This is a genomic window from Pseudomonas sp. BF-R-24 (assembly GCF_019947335.1).
Classification (GTDB): domain Bacteria; phylum Pseudomonadota; class Gammaproteobacteria; order Pseudomonadales; family Pseudomonadaceae; genus Aquipseudomonas; species Aquipseudomonas jessenii.
The window spans coordinates 1-17,467 of sequence record NZ_JAGYGG010000019.1 but is presented as its reverse complement, the minus strand read 5'-3'; the positions used below and the strand labels follow the sequence as shown (position 1 = coordinate 17,467).

Here is a 17,467-nt window from a genome sequence, read left to right as displayed (position 1 = left end):
GCCGTTACACTGCGCGACCTTTTTAAACTGAACCGGTATTGCTGGTTGTTGCTGTAGGAGCGAGCTCGCTCGCGATGGACGTCAACGATAACGCGGGCATCCAGAATGAACGCGTCGCTTTTGAGTTCATCGCGAGCGAGCTCGCTCCTGCAGTGAAATGAATGTCGTACCGTTTCAGTAGCGCTGCCCCTGCCTGAGTGGGGCTTCGCGGTCGATAGCCTTCCCAAGTGCTGCGACCAGTCTTTGTCCTCCGAAGAGGATTGCCGGTGGCCAAAAAAGCCGCATCCTTCGCCGCCTTGGGCGGCCTGGTATTTTCCACCGACGCAGGTCGTCATTGCCCGGAATGCAGTAAACCGGTGGACGCCTGCATCTGCAGACAGACCGTTATCCCGGCCGGCGACGGCATCGCTCGCGTGCGTCGCGAAAGCAAGGGCCGTGGCGGCAAGACGGTGACCACCATCACCGGCGTGCCGTTGGCTGAAGACGCGCTCAAGGACCTGGCCACGACGTTGAAGAAACGTTGTGGTACCGGTGGGGCGCTGAAAGACGGTGTCATCGAAATCCAGGGCGATCATGTCGAGCTACTCTTGGCAGAACTGATCAAGCTCGGTTTCAAAGCGAAGAAGTCCGGCGGCTAGCAGCCTCTGTGAAAACCACCCTCGGCTTGATCCGGTCCTGATGACATTCAGGTCCGGCATCGTCTACATGGTTTTCACAGAGCCTGTTCATGACCGGTATCTAAACTCACTGCGGTCGGCGGGGTCTATTGCCTCGTTGACGAACCGTCATTTTCATTCTTTAGACTGCGCCGGCCTGAACCCAGGCGACGCACTATGACTTCTTTATAGGGGACTTCGATGTCCGTACGACGCACACGCAAAGACGATGGCAGCCAATGGACAGTTGCGGACAGCCGCAGTGTTTACGGGATTCGCCATTGGGGGGCCGGGTATTTCGCGATCAATGACGCCGGTCGCGTCGAAGTTCGTCCGAACGGTCCGAGCAGCTCGCCTATCGACCTGTACGAGCAAGTCGACCAGCTGCGCAAAAGCGGCCTGTCCTTGCCATTGCTGGTCCGTTTCCCGGACATCCTGCAAGACCGCGTGCGTCAGCTGACCGGCGCATTCGACGCCAACATCGAGCGTCTGGAATACCAGAGCAAGTACACCGCGCTGTACCCGATCAAGGTGAACCAGCAGGAAGCGGTGATCGAAAACATCATCGCCACCCAGAACGTTTCCATCGGCCTGGAAGCCGGCTCCAAGCCTGAACTGCTGGCGGTGCTGGCACTGGCGCCGAAGGGCGGCACCATCGTCTGCAACGGCTACAAGGACCGCGAGTTCATTCGCCTGGCGCTGATGGGCCAGAAGCTCGGCCACAACGTGTTCATCGTGATCGAGAAAGAATCCGAAGTCGGCCTGGTGATCGAGGAAGCGGCTTCGCTCAAGGTCAAGCCTCAGGTCGGCCTGCGCGTGCGCCTGTCGTCCCTGGCCTCGAGCAAGTGGGCGGACACCGGCGGTGAAAAATCCAAGTTCGGCCTGTCGGCGGCGCAACTGCTGTCGGTGGTCGAGCGTTTCCGCGCGGCGGGCCTGGACCAGGGCATTCGCCTGCTGCACTTCCACATGGGCTCGCAGATCGCCAACCTCGCTGACTACCAGCACGGTTTCAAGGAAGCGATCCGTTACTACGGCGAATTGCGCAACCTCGGCCTTCCGGTGGATCACATCGACGTCGGCGGTGGCCTGGGCGTGGACTACGACGGCACGCACTCGCGTAATGCCAGTTCGATCAACTACGACATGGACGACTACGCTGGTGTCGTGGTCGGGATGCTCAAGGAATTCTGCGATGCGCAGAGCCTGCCGCACCCGAACATCTTCTCCGAAAGCGGCCGTTCCCTGACCGCGCACCACGCGATGCTGGTGATCCAGGTGACCGACGTCGAGAAACACAACGACGACGTGCCGCAGATCGAGAACAAGGAAGCGCTGCCGGAAACCGTGCAGTGGCTGGTGGACCTGCTGGGTCCGACCGACATCGAAATGGTCACCGAAACCTACTGGCGCGCCACGCACTACATGAGTGATGTTGCCTCCCAGTACGCCGACGGCAAGCTGACCCTGGCCGAGAAAGCCTTGGCCGAGCAGTGCTACTTCGCCGTGTGCCGTCGCCTGCACAACTCGTTGAAGGCACGCCAGCGTTCCCACCGTCAGGTGCTGGACGAACTCAACGACAAGCTGGCCGACAAGTACATCTGCAACTTCTCGGTGTTCCAGAGCCTGCCGGACACCTGGGCCATCGACCAGGTCCTGCCGATCATCCCGCTGCACCGTCTCGATGAAGAGCCGCTGCGTCGTGCGGTACTGCAAGACCTGACCTGTGACTCCGACGGCAAGATCAACCAGTACGTCGACGAGCAGAGCATCGAGACCAGCTTGCCGGTGCACGCGTTGAAAGAAGGTGAGGACTACTTGCTGGGTGTGTTCCTGGTCGGTGCCTACCAGGAAATTCTTGGCGACATGCACAACCTGTTCGGCGATACCGATTCGGTGAACATCTACCAGAACGCCGATGGCAGCGTGTACCACGCCGGTATCGAAACCCACGACACCATCGAAGACATGCTGCGTTACGTGCACTTGTCGCCGGAAGAACTGATGACCCACTACCGCGACAAGTGCGCCAGTGCCCGCATCAGCGCAACCGAGCGCACGCAGTTCCTCGATGCCTTGCGTCTGGGGCTGACCCGTTCGTCTTACCTGTCTTCCTGAGGTAAGCGTCACGCTCATCAGGTCGTCTGAAAATTTACCGTTCGCTGCGGAAATTTCAGATGACCTGGTGCGGCAATTCTCCTGTTCCAGGCGAAATTTCCAGCATCTTCGACGACCCAACGCATTTGGTCTTCTTTTCGCGTAGGTTATTTCCTAATTTGTATTTCGGCACTCTACTCGGCCATGTCTCTCAGCGAGAATCCCCGGCCGCCCCTCCTGTAGAGAAACGCCGATGTTCATTCCAGTCAGCGAACCGTCATTTCGTCTGGATGTAGCAGGTCTGCCCGATTCCTTAGAGGTCCTGGTCTTTACCGGCAGAGAAGCCATCAGCGAGCCGTTCGTGTTCGACCTGGAACTGCTGATCGAAGACCCGGTGCTTGACCTTGCCAGTTTGCTGTATCGCCCTGCCTCGTTGCATTTCGGACCAGCCGGAAGCTACGTGCATGGACAATTGCATGAGCTCGTCCAGCGTGACCACGCCAGCGGACCCCGACTCTGCCAGGTGCGCCTGGGGCCAAAACTGGCTTGCCTGGCCCAGCGCTTCAGCCAGCGAATCTTCAGTGCCCGATCAGTGCCGCAAATCCTTGACCAGGTCCTCAAGGAGCACGGCATTACCGGCAAGGATCGACGTCTGGAGCTGAGTGGCCAATACCCGCCCCGGGATTTTTGCACACAATATCGAGAGTCAGACCTGCAATTTCTCCAGCGACTGTGCGCCCAGGAGGGGCTTCACTACCACTTCGAACACCGGGCCCGCGGGCACTGTGTGGTGTTTGGTGATGACCGGCAGCATTTTCCAACCGGTGAACCTGTGGTATTGCGCAGCGAGGGCGATCGACCGGCGGTGCGGCAATTCGAACGTCGGCGTAGCGGTGGGACGGCCGTGCAGTGCGCCGAATGCCGGACGGACCTGGCAACCTTGCGCAGCGGTCGACTGATGCCGCTGTCCGGTCATCCGGTTGCCGATTGCAATCGGCTCTGGCTGCTGACCAGCGTTGAGCATTGGGGCAGCCAGGATACGACGACGCCTTACCACAACCAGGCCCGTGCCCTGCACTGGCCGGCACCCATCAAACCGCCCTGTGTGACGATCGAACCAAGGATGCATGGCCCGCAACGGGCGTGGGTCGTCGAGGTCGATGAGCCAAGCCCTGACCCGCAAAGGCCGGTACCGGTGCAATTCGACTGGCTTTATCAGGGCGAAGGGGCGACGCCCAGTCATTGCTGGCTGCCCCTGGCCAGGCAGTTGCAGGCCTCGACGTTCACGCCGATACGGGAAGGGACCGAGGTGGTCGTGGGTTTTGTCGAGGGCGATCCCGATCAACCGCAGATAACCGGGGTACTGCATGCGCCGGCAACGGTCGAGGTGACGGACGCCGACACCCCCCAGCCCGGCTGCACCCATGATGAGGGCCTGGAGCAATGGTTGCGCTCGGGGGAGCCATTGCTGATGTTGTGCCTGCTACCCGGTGGCGGCAGCTTCAACCATTGCGCACAGGCTTTGTGCACCTGTCGTCTGGCGACGCAGCTTGGCCAGAGCTCTGGAGCATGATTGCCACACGTACGCCCGAGGCACCCCCGCAGTGGCTGTTGCTGGATGTGCCGGGCACGCCGCAGGCGGGTGTCACACTTCGGCAAATGTTTGTCCAGGCCCGATGGTTCGGGTTGTTCGAAGGCACGGAGTGGCATGCGCTGCATGAACAGGGGCCGGTCCTGGTCGATCTGCGCACCTGCCCGGCACTGGCCGATTTATGCATCGTCGACGGAAAACGCTGGCCCGGATTGCTGGTGGTCAGCGAGGCGGGCGCTTCGTCGTTGCTGGCGCATTTGCGGCGCATGCTCACGGTCACGCTTGGCCTGCATCGGGCCCTTCTGAGTTACTACAACCCAACCACGGCCAGTTACTTTTTCGATGCCTGCGATGCGGTTGAACTGAGTCGCTGGCTAGGACCTATCCACCAGTTACGCTGGTTCGGCGGTAGTTGGGCCGACCGCGCGATGGGGTGTGAGGGCTGGCAGCGCTTGTCCAGCCCGGGGTTGTCGGTCAGCCCGTTGGCAGTCGAGGAAAGCCTCAGCGTTGGACAGCAGGGAAAATTGCAAGCCTGCCTGCTCGAGCAGCATGCCTGGCGCTGGAACCGATCCACCGGTGTCGATTTCCCCCGTCTGTGGGCTCATGTGCAGGAGGGGATCGCGCTGGGGTTCAGCGAGCGCCCGGTGCTTGATGGCTGGATATGGCTACGCCTGCAGTATCCCGACGCGGTGCCCGTGCAGCCGTTGCCGGGCGGAACTCAACAGGAACGCCTCGATCACCTGCGAAACCGGTGGCAGAACGATCCACCCTGGCCATGAGGTCGAAATTGATTGTCGGGGCCACGCCCGATCAGTGAATACCGCCGGCGAACCAGCCATCGTTACGGCGCAGGCGCCAGGCGATCATGCCAAGGGTCAGGCTGCGCAGCAGCATGAACAACAGAAAGGTTATCCATAGGCCATGGTTGCCCCCGCCTTGCAGTGCCCAGCTGAAAGGCAGCACCAGCGCCACGGTCAGCAGCATGCCGTTGCGCATCTCCCGGGCGCGGGTGGCGCCGATGAACAGGCCGTCGAGCAGGTAACTCCAGACGGCAATCAGCGGCAGTACGGCGAGGTAGGGCAGGTAGATGAACGCGGTGTCGCGCACACTTTGAATGTCGGTCTGCATCTCGATGAACAGATGCCCGGCGAACAGAAACAGCGCGGCAAAGCCCAGGCTTGCGAGCAACGACCAGCCACCGGCCACTACCAATGAACGGCGCAGGGCATCGCGGTTACGGGCGCCAAGAGCATGTCCGCACAGGGCTTCGACAGCGTGGGCCAGGCCATCGAGGGCGTGGGCGGTCAGCAGCAGGCCATTGAGCAAAAGAGCGTTGGCCGCGACCGTGGCGTCGCCAAGCCGTGCGCCTTGCACCGTGATCAGGAAGAACACCGATTGCAGTGCCAGGCTGCGGATGAAGATATCGCGGTTGACCGCCAGCAATGGCCGCCAACTCTGCCACAGCGCCAATGCCGCCCAGACGATATGCCCGGGGTAGGCGCGCAGGGCTTTGCGAGTCATCAGCAAGCCGATCAGTGCGCCGGTCCATTCGGCAATCACCGAGGCCCGGGCAGCACCGACCACGCCCCATTCCAGGCCGAGGACGAACCACAGGTTCAGGGCAATGTTGACCAGGTTGGTGCTCAGCAAAATCGCCAGGGGTGCCCGGGCATTCTGGGTGCCGAGGAACCAGCCGACCAGGGCATAACTGGCGAGCGCCGCCGGCAGGCCGAACAGGCGGGTATGGAAGAACTCGCGGGTCAGCTGATCGAGCTCAGCCGACGGTTGCATGAAATGCAACGCGACCCCGCTCAAAGGCACGCCCACCGCACCCAGGACCACGGCCAGGCCGATGGCGAGCAGCAGGCCTTGCAACAGAATCTGCCGCAAGGCGGCACCATCCCCACGCCCCGCTGCCTGGGCGGCGAACCCGGTGGAGCCCATGCGCAGAAAGCCCATGGCCCAGGCAAGGAAGGTGTACAGACTGGCCCCGACCGCGACGGCGCCGAGTTGATGGGCGTGGGGCAGGTGACCGATGACGGTGCTGTCGACCAATGCCACCAGCGGTACGGAAATGTTCGAGAGAATCATCGGCGCGGCGAGTGCCCAGACCCGGCGATGGGTAGGGCGGTCGCGCCAGTCGGCGGTCAGGTTGGACATGCAGGCTCCTTGGAGGAGCGGGCATTGTAGCGGCACATCGAGGGCGAGCCGCGATCAATTGTGGGAGCGGGCTTGCTCGCGAAAGCGGTCGTCCAGTCAATAATGACTCGACTGACCTGCCGTCTTCGCGAGCAAGCCCGCTCCCACAGTGATTTGTGTGGTGTCAGTGGATGATCCAGCTGAGCAACCACAGCCCCAGCACCAACCAGATGAAACCCATGATGAACGACGCATTGAGAAAGGCGCGGATCGCTGACCACAGCAGGATCAGGCCGAGGATCAAGGTCACGATGCTGATGACCGATGTATCCATGCCCAGCGCCTGGGACAGGCCTTCGATGAAATTGCTGCTGGCGTTGCTCAACAGATTGAACAGACCACTGAGGCCATCAACGATGAAGCGGATGATCGAGCCGAGTACCTGGCCGAGCCATTCGGAAAAACCTTCTACCTGCATGAAGTGAACGTCCTGTTTAAAGAGAATTGAGTCTTGGGCTGTCGATCTTGCTGCCGAGTTCCCACAAGCATAGAGGGTTGCACAATACCTGTGGGAGCGGGCTTGCTCGCGAAGGCGTCATGACATTCAACATCAATGTTGACTATCAGTCAGCTTTCGCGAGCAAGCCCGCTCCCACAAAAAAACAATGCCAACCGCTCCAACTTTGTCACTTGCCTTCACCTGTGATCCCCCCGAAGCTATACGCCTTCAGGAGAGCCCGATGAACCTTGTTGAACTGACCGAACGCCTGCACGCCATCCGTGACCGCAATGACTGGCGGCAATTTCACAGCCCGAAAAACCTGGCCATGGCCGCGAGCGTGGAAATGTCCGAGCTGGTGGAAATTTTCCAGTGGCTGACCGAAGACCAGTCACGCCAGTTGCCGGCGGACAAACTCGCCCACGCCGGGCAGGAAGTCGGTGACATCGTGCTTTATCTATTGCTGCTGTGCGGTGAACTGGGCCTGGACATGGACGCCGTGGTGCGCAGCAAACTGGCGGACAGCGAACGGAGGTTCAGCTGATGAGCGACCGTCATTTCGATCAACTGGCGACCCGTTTCGCCGAAAAAATCTACGGCGGTGCCAAAGGCGCGATCCGTCTGGCGGTGTTGCAGGCCGATCTGGCCGAAATCTTGCCCGACCGGCCGCTGCGCGTGCTCGATATCGGCGCCGGGCTTGGCCACATGTCGTTGTGGCTGGCACAGCGCGGCCATCAGGTGACCCTCGCCGAGCCTGCCGAGCCGATGCTCGAAGGCGCCCGCCAGCGTTTTGCCGAAGCAGGGCAGAGCGCCACGTTCATTCAGGCACCCTGGCAGGAGCTGCTCGGGCAACTCACCGAACCCTACGACCTGGTGTTGTGCCACGCCGTGCTGGAATGGCTGGCCGAACCTCACGCCATCCTGCCGGTGCTGCATCAGCTGACCAAGGCTGACGGCTGGCTGTCCCTGGCGTTCTACAACCGTGACGCGCTGATATATCGCAACTTGCTCAAGGGGCATTTCCGCAAGATGCGCAAGAACGACATGGCCGGCGAAAAGCAGAGCCTGACCCCGCAACAGCCCCTTGATCCGCGTGAGCTGGCGGCGCAACTTGAAGGTCTGTGGCAGGTCGAAACCATGAGTGGCGTGCGGGTTTTCCACGATTACATGCCGGTGGAATTCCAGGCCCGCGCCGAGCTGGCGGATCTGCTGGAAATGGAACTGGCCCACCGTCGTCATCCGAGCTTTGCCGGGCTTGGACGTTACTTGCACTGGATCTGTCGGCCTGTCTGATCGGAGCACGCAATGAAAAGTCATTCAGGTGTACTGGTGTTCTGCCTGGGGCTGGCGGCCTGTCAGGGCAGCAACCCCTATGTCGCCACGTCCAACCCATTGCCACCGGCGCCGCCCCAGGCCGCCAACACCTTTGACCGCAGCGCTTACCCGGCAGCCCCCCGTGACTATGGGCGCTACCGCAGTTGGGCCTGGCTCGACGGGCATCTGCCACCGGGCACCGCCTGGGCCGACTCGGCACAGATCGCCGAAGCGGTCAGCAATGCGCTGGATCAACGCGGCTTGCGCCCGTTGCACGACAATCGCCCGGCCGACCTGTTTGTCAGCGCCGACCTGCGCCTGGAAACCCGTTTGCGCCAGGTACAGGACGACTATTACGGCGGCGGTTATGGTGGCTACAACGGCTACGGCCCTGGATATGGCGGGTACGCCACCGTACCTGTCGTTCGTACCTATCAGGAGCAAGTCGTGGTGGTTCAGGTGGATATGTTTGACGCCAGGAGCGGCCAGCCGGTGTGGAGCTCCAGCGCTGAAACCGGCAACCGGGGCAGCGAAAGCGAGCGGGCCGATGCCATACGGGAGGCTGTGAAAAAGGCAATGTCGGCGTATCCTCCTAGTTAGCTTCTTGTAGATAAGAAGCATTCCGCAGGATCATGCCTTCAACCGGAGACTCATCATGTTCCGCCGTTTTGTTTTACTGGCAGTGGCCGCGCTGCTCAGTGCCTGCGCCGCCAACCAGGTCAATCATGACTTCGACGCCAGCCGCGACTTTGCTGCCTATCGCAGCTGGACCTGGAAAGAACCCGCCCTGCAATACCGTCCCGACGATCCACGGATCAAGAGCGACCTGACCGAACAGCGCATCCGTCAGGCGGTTGCCGATCAACTGGATCAGCGCGGTCTGCGCCCGGCCGCCGCAGGCGTCAAGGGCGATTTGAATGTGCAGACCTACCTGATTGTCGAAGAGCGGCAACAACAGGTGACCACCAATTACGGTGGCGGCTGGGGTAACCCGTGGTATGGCTACTACGGCGCCCCTATGTATAACGAAACCCGCAACGTCAGCTACAAAGTGGCGACCATCCAGATCGACCTGCTCGATGGCAAGGACGGCAAACTGGTGTGGCGTGGCAGTGACGAACAGATACTCAGCCGCACGCCGAACCCGACGGATCGTCGCGATGCCATCTGGGAAACAGTCACGCGGATATTGGCCAACTACCCACCGCACGCATCCTAGAGTCAGCCAGTCTCTCAACCCCTGTGCCCTACAGGGGTTTTTATGCTTGGCACTGGCGAGCCTGGGGATCGACCTGAACAAAGTCGAGGTGGGTGCCAACCTCCGTTGTCACTCGGGACGCCCATCCCTGGTGATCTGATCCGGCAGCACAATCGGCAGTTCTATGCAGAAACGCGCACCCTCGGTGGAGTTCCTGACGCTCAGCTTGCCGCCCATGTTCTCGACAATGTCATAGCTCACCGAGAGCCCCAGACCGGTGCCGAAGCCCACCGGTTTGGTGGTGAAGAACGGCTCGAAAATCCGCTCCAGCAAACGCGGGTCGATACCGCCGCCGTTGTCCTCGACCCACAGGCGTACCGAGTGTGTATCCCGTTCGGTGTACAGCGAAATCCACGGCTTGAACCCGGGCAGGGTTTCGCGCTTGCCGAGCAACGCGTCCCGAGCGTTGACCATCAGGTTGATCAGTACCTGTTCAAGCTGATCGACATGGCCGCGCACCTGCACCTCAAAACCGGTCTCGCTGATGCGCAGGTCGACGCCTTTGTCGCGTAGGTCCTCGGACAACAGTGACAGCGTGCCTTCGATGGCCTGGACCGGGTTGAACGGTTGCTGCTCGGTTTCCGAGCGGCGGCCGAACACCCGCATGTGGTCCACCACCCGCGCGGCGCGCTGCACTTGCGTGTCGATGCGCGTGAGCTTGTCGATCAGGTAATCGACCTGTACGTCGCCGTTGTTCAGGCGCTTGAGTACGTTGACGATAGCCATGCGCATCACGTTCAGCGGCTGGTTGATCTCATGGGCCAGGCCGGTGGCCATTTCTCCGAGGGTGGCCATTTTCGCGCTTTGTGTGAGCTGCTGCTGCGCGCGCCTCACCTCGGTGTTGTCGCGCCCCACGGCCTGGACCTCGAGCAACCGGCCCTGTTCATCGAACACCCCACGATCGGACCAGATCCACCAGGCGTGTTCGCGGCCGGGCAGTTGCAGGTTGATCTCGGCGGTGCTGACCGGAAACTCGGGGCTCAGTCGGTTCAGCCGCTGGATGAATGCAGTGCGCTGTTCCCCGGACATCCAGTCGCCCAGATTCACCCCCGGCAATTGTTCGGGCGCCAACTCCAGACAGGTGGCCAGCGGGCGGTTGCCGAAGGTCAGGGTCAAGTCCGGCTGGTAGCGGCAGATCATCGCCGGCGAGTCTTCCACCAACATCCGGTAGCGTTCTTCACTCTGCCTGACCTGTTCGGTGGCCAGGGTCGCTTCGGTGATGTCCAGCCACAGGCCCACGGCTTCCACCGGCAGGCCGAGGTCGTTGCGCAACAACTTCGCTTCATCCAGCAGCCAGTGATAGTCGCCGTGACTGTCACGCAACCGATAGCGGGCACGCACCGAGCCTTCACGCAGCAACAGCCGCGTGCGCTCGAAATACTGCAGTCGGTCGTCGGGATGTACCCGCTCCACCAGCGCCCCGGGTGCGCAGTCGGCGAGGGTCCAGCCGAGCAGTGGCAACAGGCTGTCGCTGAAAAACACCGGGTGCAACGCACCGTCGACATAGCGCTGTACGTAAATCACCGCCGGAGAGCTGGCGATCAGATTGTCCAGGCGTGCATGGGCGGCGATGGCGCTCTGTTCCTGGTTCTTGATGTCGCTGATGTCGAGCATGAACCCCACCAGACGACGGTTTTTTCCCGCGCCCAGCGCCTGGCCTTGCAGGCGATACCAGGCGGGTGCGGGCGCACCGTAGGGGCGATACAGGCGCACGCACAGCAGCAGGGGAGTGCCAGTCTCCTGCAAGTCTTGCAGGCAGATGCGCAGCTCTTCGCGGTCGGCGGGATACACCTGATCGAGCCAGTCCTGCATGGATAAACGCGACATTCCAAGGTTCAGGGTAGTGGCCAGCGAAGGTGCCAACTGAACCTCGTCGCTGTCGCTGAAAACTTCCCACCAGCCTGTTCCCAGCAAGGCTTGCAGCGATTCCAGGCGTTCCAGTTGCAGGTGATGCCGGTGCTCGCGCAGGCGCCCGAGCAAGGGACTGGCGAGCGCGGCGGTGATTTGTAGCCAGTCGCGTTCCGTGACATCGGGGGCGCGTTTTTGCGCCGTGTAGAAACCGCACAGCATCCAGGCGACCACCCCTTGCGCATCATGATAGGGCACGACGAAGCCATCGGTATTGCCGAACGTACCTTGCAGGCGCGGGTGTTCGCGCGGGGTCAGGTGCTGCGGTGCCGAGCCGCTCAAACTGTCCAGCCCCGTACCCAGGCGTTGACCGTTTTGCCACAGTTGCGGTGCATCCAGGGCGGCGTAGTGCTGGTGAATCTGCCAACCATGTTCCTGCTCATCGAGCAAGGCGAGAGCAATGCAGGGGATCTGAAAACGCTGGGCCAGGCTTTGCAGTTGCTCGGTCAGCACCTCGGGCAGGCGCGTCAGGCTGCACAGGCGCAACTGTTCGGCGATTTGCTGCGCCAGCACCTGGCATTGTTCGCGGTTGCGCGATTGCAGGCGCTCAAGCAGCAAGTCGCCGATGTCCAGCATCTGCAACAACCAGGTATCGGCCAAGGGCTGCACCCAGCCGCGCAAATGCAGCGGGGGGCCGTTGAGGCTGTAGAAGTCCAGGTCCAGGGTTTGCCCCTGCCAGTCCGCCGGCGAGCCTTCGATGACGAGGCTGCTGTGGGGCAACAGGAAGTCGAACAGATGCGGTGCCTGCTCGCTGGGGGGGTGCTGGGCCAGCAAGTGCCGCAGCGGACCGCTCAGTTGAACGACACGCCCCTCGGCATTGAGCTGCATCTGCAATCCGAAACTGTGCACCCGCGGTGCCTCTTGCGGCTCCGGCGGGGGCGGCGGATGGCGATGGAGCAGGCGCCCGAAGAGTTTGTCCCCGGCACTCAAAATTGCAGGCTCGCACTGGTCGTGAGGGTCGCCGGCAGATTCGGTACTTGTCCGATGCCCGGCAGGTTCAGATGAATGGCGGCGGTCAGCAATCCCAGGGCGAACTCATTCGCGGCGGCACTTCTTTGTTTGTGGGGGAGGCTGGCTTTCATGAGTGCGTCTACCTTGACCATCACTGAGTAATGTCAGCATAGAATCATTCCGCCAAAACGGAGGTTTGGGTTGTGTACATATCCATTGCTGCGGTAACGGCGGCTGGCGGTTTCGCCCTTACGGCGAGTCCCTTTTGGCAAACGCCCCAAAAGGAACCAAAAGGTCTCGCCCCTTACGTACGGCCCCTCGCTTAGGCTCGGGGTTCCTTCGCTGCGGTATTCATCCGGGGGCATTGCCCTCCGGTCGGCTTCGCTTCGACCTGCATGCAATGAGTTCGACTGCGTCGAACGGCGCTGCGCGCCTGTCCCCGGATGAACACCTTCGCTCAGCCTGCCGAGGGGGCGGGTGGATCAAGATCAAGAGCTGCAGGCGAGCTAACGCTCGGCCTGATGAGTGGTGAGAAGCGTCTGTGTACGCCGATCTGTTTTTGCTCTTCTGTGGGAGCGAGCTTGCTCGCGATGGCGGTCTGACAGCCGCCCCATTTCTTTCAGATGTACCCGAGCCAATTGTGGGAGCGAGCCTGCTCGCGATGACGTCCTTTCAGCCAACACATTCCTGTGTAGTTTTCCTCAGATCCCGAGGAAATCTCCGACATGTTTCTCAGGTTGTCCGTCGGAAGCGCGATCTCTAGCCTTTGTCGGTCGCTGCAAAATCAGTGATCGGGTTTGGTCGCCCGGGTTTAGAATGGCGCACAGTGCCGCGTGAGCGGCATTTTTGTGCTTGCTTAATGGCGAGCTGTGCGTGGGAGGGCTTAAGCCCTGCCGGGTTTCCATTCCCTGGTCGACCAACCTGCGTACGGTTCGCCACCCTTCTGCATGGTCGCAGTGATGGCGAACTCCAAATCCAAGAATGGAGCTTCACCATGTTCAAACCCACCCCAAATCCCCCCGAAACCGACGACGTTTCTCCCTACCAATCCCCTCACTCAAATAAATTCCACGAAGCCGCCGACCGCGCCCTCGATCACTACCTCAATCCGCCCAAGCCACCTGCCGTTCACAAACCCAGCACTATGTTCGTCATCGCCCCGGACATCGATACCGAGACCCTGCTGGCCCACGCCTGTGAGTCGCTGGCGTCGGCGAGTGTGATGGCGAGTGATTTCGCAGGTTTCCTGGAGGGCTCGCAGCGCAACACCCTGCTGGGGATTGCGCAGGTGATCATGCTGGGTGAGCTGGCGGTGAACCGGGCGTTGGATAATCTCGATCCGCAAAACTAACCGCGGAGCTTTTGTGGCGAGGAGCCAGCGCCCTCGCCACGTCGAGGTATCAGCTTTATCAGGCAACCGGCCGCCAATGCCCGACCATATGCTCCAGCTCCCCGACACCCACCAACTGAAAATCCCCGCTCGGCCCTGGCGCACTGGCCAGTAACGTCACCTCACTGGGCAACCGTACCGGTTTCTTGAACTGCACCGCGATCTCGACATTCGCTACAGGCAGATGCCCGGCCAGCGCAGCCAACGTGCGCGCCTTGTTCCACAGGCCATGGGCGATGGCGGTCGGGAAGCCGAAGAGTCGGGCGCTGGCCGCGCTCAGGTGGATCGGGTTGTAGTCGCCGGACACCTTGGCGTATTGCCGGCCGATGTCCGAAGGCGCTTTCCAGTGCTCGACTTCGCTCAGGGCCAGGCTAGATACCAGGCTCTCTTCGAGCGGTTCACCTTCGAGTTTGACGCCGCGACAGAGCATCCGGCTTTCCGCTTCCCACAACGGCCCCAACTGATCGTCGAGGGTGGTCAGCAGATCGAACGTCGCGCCTTTGGCGTGGGGTTGCAGGTTCTGCACTTGCACGCTGACGCACACCCGATTCACTCCACCCATGGGACGCAGTACACGAACGCGATTGCTCAGGTGAATCAGGCCCAGTAGCGGGAACGGGAAGTCCCTGGTCGTGAGCAGTTGCATCTGCAAGGCAAACCCGAGGATGTGCGGGTAGGTCGGTGGCAGCAGGCCGTTGTCGGCGAAACCACAGACCTTGCGATAAGCCGCCAGGCGCTTGGGATCGGCTTCGACCCAGCAACGCAAACCCGAATCGGGTAGGGTGGTGCCCGTGATTTTTCGCCGTGTCGCCGCTCGTGCGTACAATCCCGGCAGGCCGGGTTCGCGGTTGAGTGTGTGCCAGTCGGTGATCATCCTTAAGCCCCCAGAACGCTTTGCCCGCATACGCGCAACGCTTGCCCGGTAAACGCGCCGGTGCCCGGTTGCGCGAGCCAGGCCACGGCCTCGGCGACGTCCTGGGGCAGGCCGCCCTGGCCAAGCGAACTCATGCGGCGTCCGGCTTCGCGCAGGCCGAAGGGAATGTGCGCGGTCATCTGCGTTTCGATGAAGCCCGGTGCCACGGCGTTGATGCTGATGCTGCGCTCGTGGAGTAGCGGCGCCCAGGCTTGCGCCAATCCGATCAACCCGGCCTTGCTCGCCGCGTAATTGGTTTGCCCGCGATTGCCGGCGATGCCGCTGATGGACGCCAGCAGGATCACCCGGCCGTTGTCGTGCAGGGCGCCGCTGTCGAGCAGGGCTTTGGTCAGCACTTGCGGCGCATTGAGGTTGACCGCCAGCACCGCGTCCCAGTATTCCGGGGTCATGTTGGCCAGGGTTTTATCCCGGGTGATGCCGGCGTTGTGCACCACGATGTCGAGCCCGTCGGGCAGTTGTTCAATCAACTGCGCGGCGGCGTCTTCGGCGCAGATATCGAGGGTGATGGTGCGCCCGCCGAGGCGCGCGGCGAGGGCTTCGAGATCGGTTTTGGCCGGCGGCACGTCGAGCAGGATGACGTCGGCACCATCGCGGGCCAGGGTTTCTGCAATGGCGGCACCGATACCGCGCGCCGCACCGGTGACCAGTGCCTTGCGCCCGGCGAGCGGGCGTGTCCAGTCGGTGACGGGCGTCAAACACGGATTCAAGCGAATGACCTGCCCGGACACGAAGGCGCTTTTCGGTGAGAGGAAAAACCGCAGCGGGCCTTCCAGTTGCCCCTCGGCACCTTCACCGACGTAGATTAATTGCAGGGTGCCACCGCTGCGTAACTCCTTGGCCAGTGAGCGGCTGAAACCTTCCAGGGCACGCTGGGCACTGGCGGCGAACGGGTCGCGCAAGGTTTGCGGATCGCGCCCGAGAATCACCAGGTGCGCACAGTGGTCGAGGTTTTTCATCAGCGGCTGGAAAAACTCGCGAAGTTGCTTGAGCTGATCGGTGTGCAGCAGGTCACTGGCGTCGAACACCACGGCCTTGAGTTTCGGTCCATGGCCGGGAATCCAGGCCGTGGCCATCGAAGGCTCGGTGCCGTAGCTGTAGATTGCGTCGGTCAGACGGTTGGCGAAAGCGCTGACGTGTTCGGCCAACGGCCCGCCTCCAATCAGCAGAGCGCCTTCTACAGGTCGCAACCGGCCCGCTTGCCAGCGCTCCAGTCTGGTCGGTGTCGGCAACCCCAGGGCGCCGACCAGGCGATGGCCGATGGACGAATTGGCGAAGTCGATATAGCGGTCAGACATGGAACACGCTCCGAAAGCTGGGGATCAAAGTGTGGACCATGAATGGCGATCAGTCGTTCGATCCACGAGATAAGGCCTACGCTTGGTTACATTGTAGGAGCGAGCTTGCTCGCGATGGCGGTGTATCAGCCAACATCGATGTTGCATGTGCTGACCTCTTCGCGAGCAGGCTCGCTCCCACAGGGGTTAGTGTTTACATCAGGTCTTTTGTCAGGAGCTTTTCATGACCCAACTGCACCGCGTCGCGATCATCGGCGGTAACCGGATTCCCTTCGCCCGCTCCAACGGCCCCTATGCCACGGCCAGTAACCAGGTGATGCTCACCGCCGCCCTCGAAGGCCTGATCGAACGTTACAACCTGCACGGCCAGCGCATTGGTGAAGTGGTCGCCGGGGCGGTGCTCAAGTTGTCGCGAGACATGAACCTCACGCGCGAGTGCGTACTGGGTTCGCGACTGTCGCCCGCCACTGCGGCCTATGACATCCAGCAGGCGTGCGGCACCGGGCTGGAAGCGGCACTGCTGGTGGCGAACAAGATTGCCCTGGGCCAGATCGATTGCGGCATCGCCGGTGGCGTGGACACCACCTCGGATGCGCCGATCAGTGTCAGCGAGGGCCTGCGCAAAATCCTCCTGCAAGCCAACCGCGCGAAAACCACCGGCGACAAACTGAAAACCTTCCTGCAATTGCGTCCCAAACATCTGATCCCCGAATTCCCGCGCAACGGTGAGCCGCGTACCGGGTTGTCCATGGGCCAGCATTGCGAGCTGATGGCCCAGACCTGGAACATCCCTCGCCAGGCACAGGATCAATTGGCGCTTGAAAGCCATCAGAAACTGGCGGCGTCCTACGCCGAGGGCTGGCACAACGACCTGATGACACCGTTCCTGGGCCTGACCCGCGACAACAACCTGCGCCCGGACTCCACGCTGGAAAAGCTCGCCGCGCTCAAGCCGGCCTATGAGAAAAGCGCCAAGGGCACCCTGACCGCCGGCAACTCCACGCCACTGACCGATGGTGCGTCACTGGTGCTGCTGGGCAGCGAGGAATGGGCCAAGGCACGCGGGTTACCGATTCTGGCCTACTGGCGTGACGGTGAGGCGGCGGCGGTGGATTTCGTCAACGGTGCCGAAGGGTTGTTGATGGCGCCGGTCTACGCCGTACCGCGTTTGCTCGCGCGCAATGGCCTGACCTTGCAGGACTTCGACTACTACGAAATCCACGAAGCCTTCGCCGCGCAAGTGCTGTGCACCTTGAAGGCCTGGGAAGATCCGGAGTACTGCAAAACCCGTCTCGGGCTCGATACGGCGCTGGGCTCGATCGACCGCAGCAAGCTCAACGTCAAGGGCAGCTCCCTGGCGGCGGGGCATCCGTTTGCCGCCACGGGCGGGCGCATCGTCGCCAACCTGGCGAAGTTGCTGGATGCGGCGGGCAAGGGG

16 protein-coding genes are annotated in these 17,467 nt (G+C 61.8%); 10 read left to right on the top strand and 6 right to left on the bottom strand.

All coding sequences use genetic code 11. The features are described from left to right. The first annotated feature begins 266 nt into the window (after nt 1-266). From KGA98_RS16360 to KGA98_RS16345, 4 genes are all read left to right on the top strand, one after another. A complete protein-coding gene (locus KGA98_RS16360; RefSeq protein WP_057712155.1) occupies nt 267-638 on the top strand; it encodes a translation initiation factor Sui1 in 372 nt (123 codons plus the stop codon). 219 nt (nt 639-857) lie between these two features. Next, nucleotides 858-2,771 (top strand): arginine decarboxylase, encoded by a 1,914-nt coding sequence (speA, locus tag KGA98_RS16355; RefSeq protein WP_057712154.1) that lies wholly within the window; start codon nt 858-860, stop codon nt 2,769-2,771. Between the two features lie 232 nt (nt 2,772-3,003). Next, a complete protein-coding gene (locus tag KGA98_RS16350; RefSeq protein ID WP_223502805.1) occupies nt 3,004-4,323 on the top strand; it encodes a type VI secretion system Vgr family protein in 1,320 nt (439 codons plus the stop codon). Next, nucleotides 4,320-5,120 (top strand): DUF4123 domain-containing protein, encoded by an 801-nt coding sequence (locus KGA98_RS16345; protein ID WP_223502804.1) that lies wholly within the window; start codon nt 4,320-4,322, stop codon nt 5,118-5,120. The genes KGA98_RS16350 and KGA98_RS16345 overlap by 4 nt, the downstream gene beginning before the upstream one ends. 31 nt (nt 5,121-5,151) lie before the next feature. Here the strand turns inward: KGA98_RS16345 and KGA98_RS16340 are convergent, their stop codons facing one another. Then, nucleotides 5,152-6,501, bottom strand: coding sequence for an MATE family efflux transporter (locus tag KGA98_RS16340; RefSeq protein ID WP_223502803.1), 1,350 nt, complete (start codon nt 6,499-6,501; stop codon nt 5,152-5,154). A gap of 163 nt (nt 6,502-6,664) precedes the next feature. Further along, on the bottom strand, nt 6,665-6,958 hold the full coding sequence (locus KGA98_RS16335) for a hypothetical protein (protein ID WP_057712150.1): 294 nt from the start codon (nt 6,956-6,958) through the stop codon (nt 6,665-6,667). A 262-nt stretch (nt 6,959-7,220) separates the two neighbouring features. Here KGA98_RS16335 and KGA98_RS16330 point away from each other — a divergent pair, with 262 nt between their 5' ends. The 4 genes from KGA98_RS16330 to KGA98_RS16315 are packed head-to-tail and all read left to right on the top strand — an operon-like array spanning nt 7,221 to nt 9,512. Continuing rightward, nucleotides 7,221-7,523, top strand: coding sequence for a MazG-like family protein (locus KGA98_RS16330; protein ID WP_090452931.1), 303 nt, complete (start codon nt 7,221-7,223; stop codon nt 7,521-7,523). Then, nucleotides 7,523-8,272: a methyltransferase domain-containing protein gene (locus KGA98_RS16325; protein ID WP_008053922.1), complete on the top strand. Its 750-nt coding sequence runs from the start codon at nt 7,523-7,525 to the stop codon at nt 8,270-8,272. The genes KGA98_RS16330 and KGA98_RS16325 overlap by 1 nt, the downstream gene beginning before the upstream one ends. 12 nt (nt 8,273-8,284) lie before the next feature. Next, nucleotides 8,285-8,893 (top strand): DUF4136 domain-containing protein, encoded by a 609-nt coding sequence (locus KGA98_RS16320; protein ID WP_057712147.1) that lies wholly within the window; start codon nt 8,285-8,287, stop codon nt 8,891-8,893. Nucleotides 8,894-8,948: 55 nt separating this feature from the next. Continuing rightward, the gene (locus KGA98_RS16315; protein ID WP_223502802.1) at nt 8,949-9,512 is read left to right on the top strand and encodes a DUF4136 domain-containing protein; all 564 of its coding nucleotides are present in this window, start codon (nt 8,949-8,951) and stop codon (nt 9,510-9,512) included. A gap of 108 nt (nt 9,513-9,620) precedes the next feature. Here KGA98_RS16315 and KGA98_RS16310 read toward each other — a convergent pair whose 3' ends face one another. Then, the gene (locus KGA98_RS16310; RefSeq protein ID WP_223502801.1) at nt 9,621-12,389 is read right to left on the bottom strand and encodes an ATP-binding protein; all 2,769 of its coding nucleotides are present in this window, start codon (nt 12,387-12,389) and stop codon (nt 9,621-9,623) included. Then, entirely contained in the window at nt 12,386-12,541 is a 156-nt protein-coding gene (locus KGA98_RS16305) for a hypothetical protein (protein ID WP_223502800.1), read from the bottom strand. Before KGA98_RS16305 ends, KGA98_RS16310 begins: the two co-directional genes overlap by 4 nt. A gap of 863 nt (nt 12,542-13,404) precedes the next feature. On the opposite strand from KGA98_RS16305, the gene KGA98_RS16300 reads away from it, so the two are divergent. Next, nucleotides 13,405-13,761, top strand: a complete 357-nt coding sequence (locus KGA98_RS16300) for a DUF6124 family protein (RefSeq protein ID WP_150813544.1) — start codon at nt 13,405-13,407, stop codon at nt 13,759-13,761. Between the two features lie 58 nt (nt 13,762-13,819). Here the strand turns inward: KGA98_RS16300 and KGA98_RS16295 are convergent, their stop codons facing one another. Further along, complete coding sequence (locus KGA98_RS16295; RefSeq protein WP_223502799.1) at nt 13,820-14,674, bottom strand: MaoC family dehydratase; 855 nt, start codon at nt 14,672-14,674, stop codon at nt 13,820-13,822. Between the two features lie 2 nt (nt 14,675-14,676). Beyond that, on the bottom strand, nt 14,677-16,029 hold the full coding sequence (locus KGA98_RS16290) for a 3-oxoacyl-ACP reductase (protein WP_223502798.1): 1,353 nt from the start codon (nt 16,027-16,029) through the stop codon (nt 14,677-14,679). A gap of 223 nt (nt 16,030-16,252) precedes the next feature. Between KGA98_RS16290 and KGA98_RS16285 the strand changes: the two genes are divergently transcribed. Further along, nucleotides 16,253-17,467 (top strand): acetyl-CoA C-acetyltransferase (locus KGA98_RS16285; RefSeq protein WP_223502797.1); only part of this gene is annotated, 1,215 nt, incomplete at its 3' end.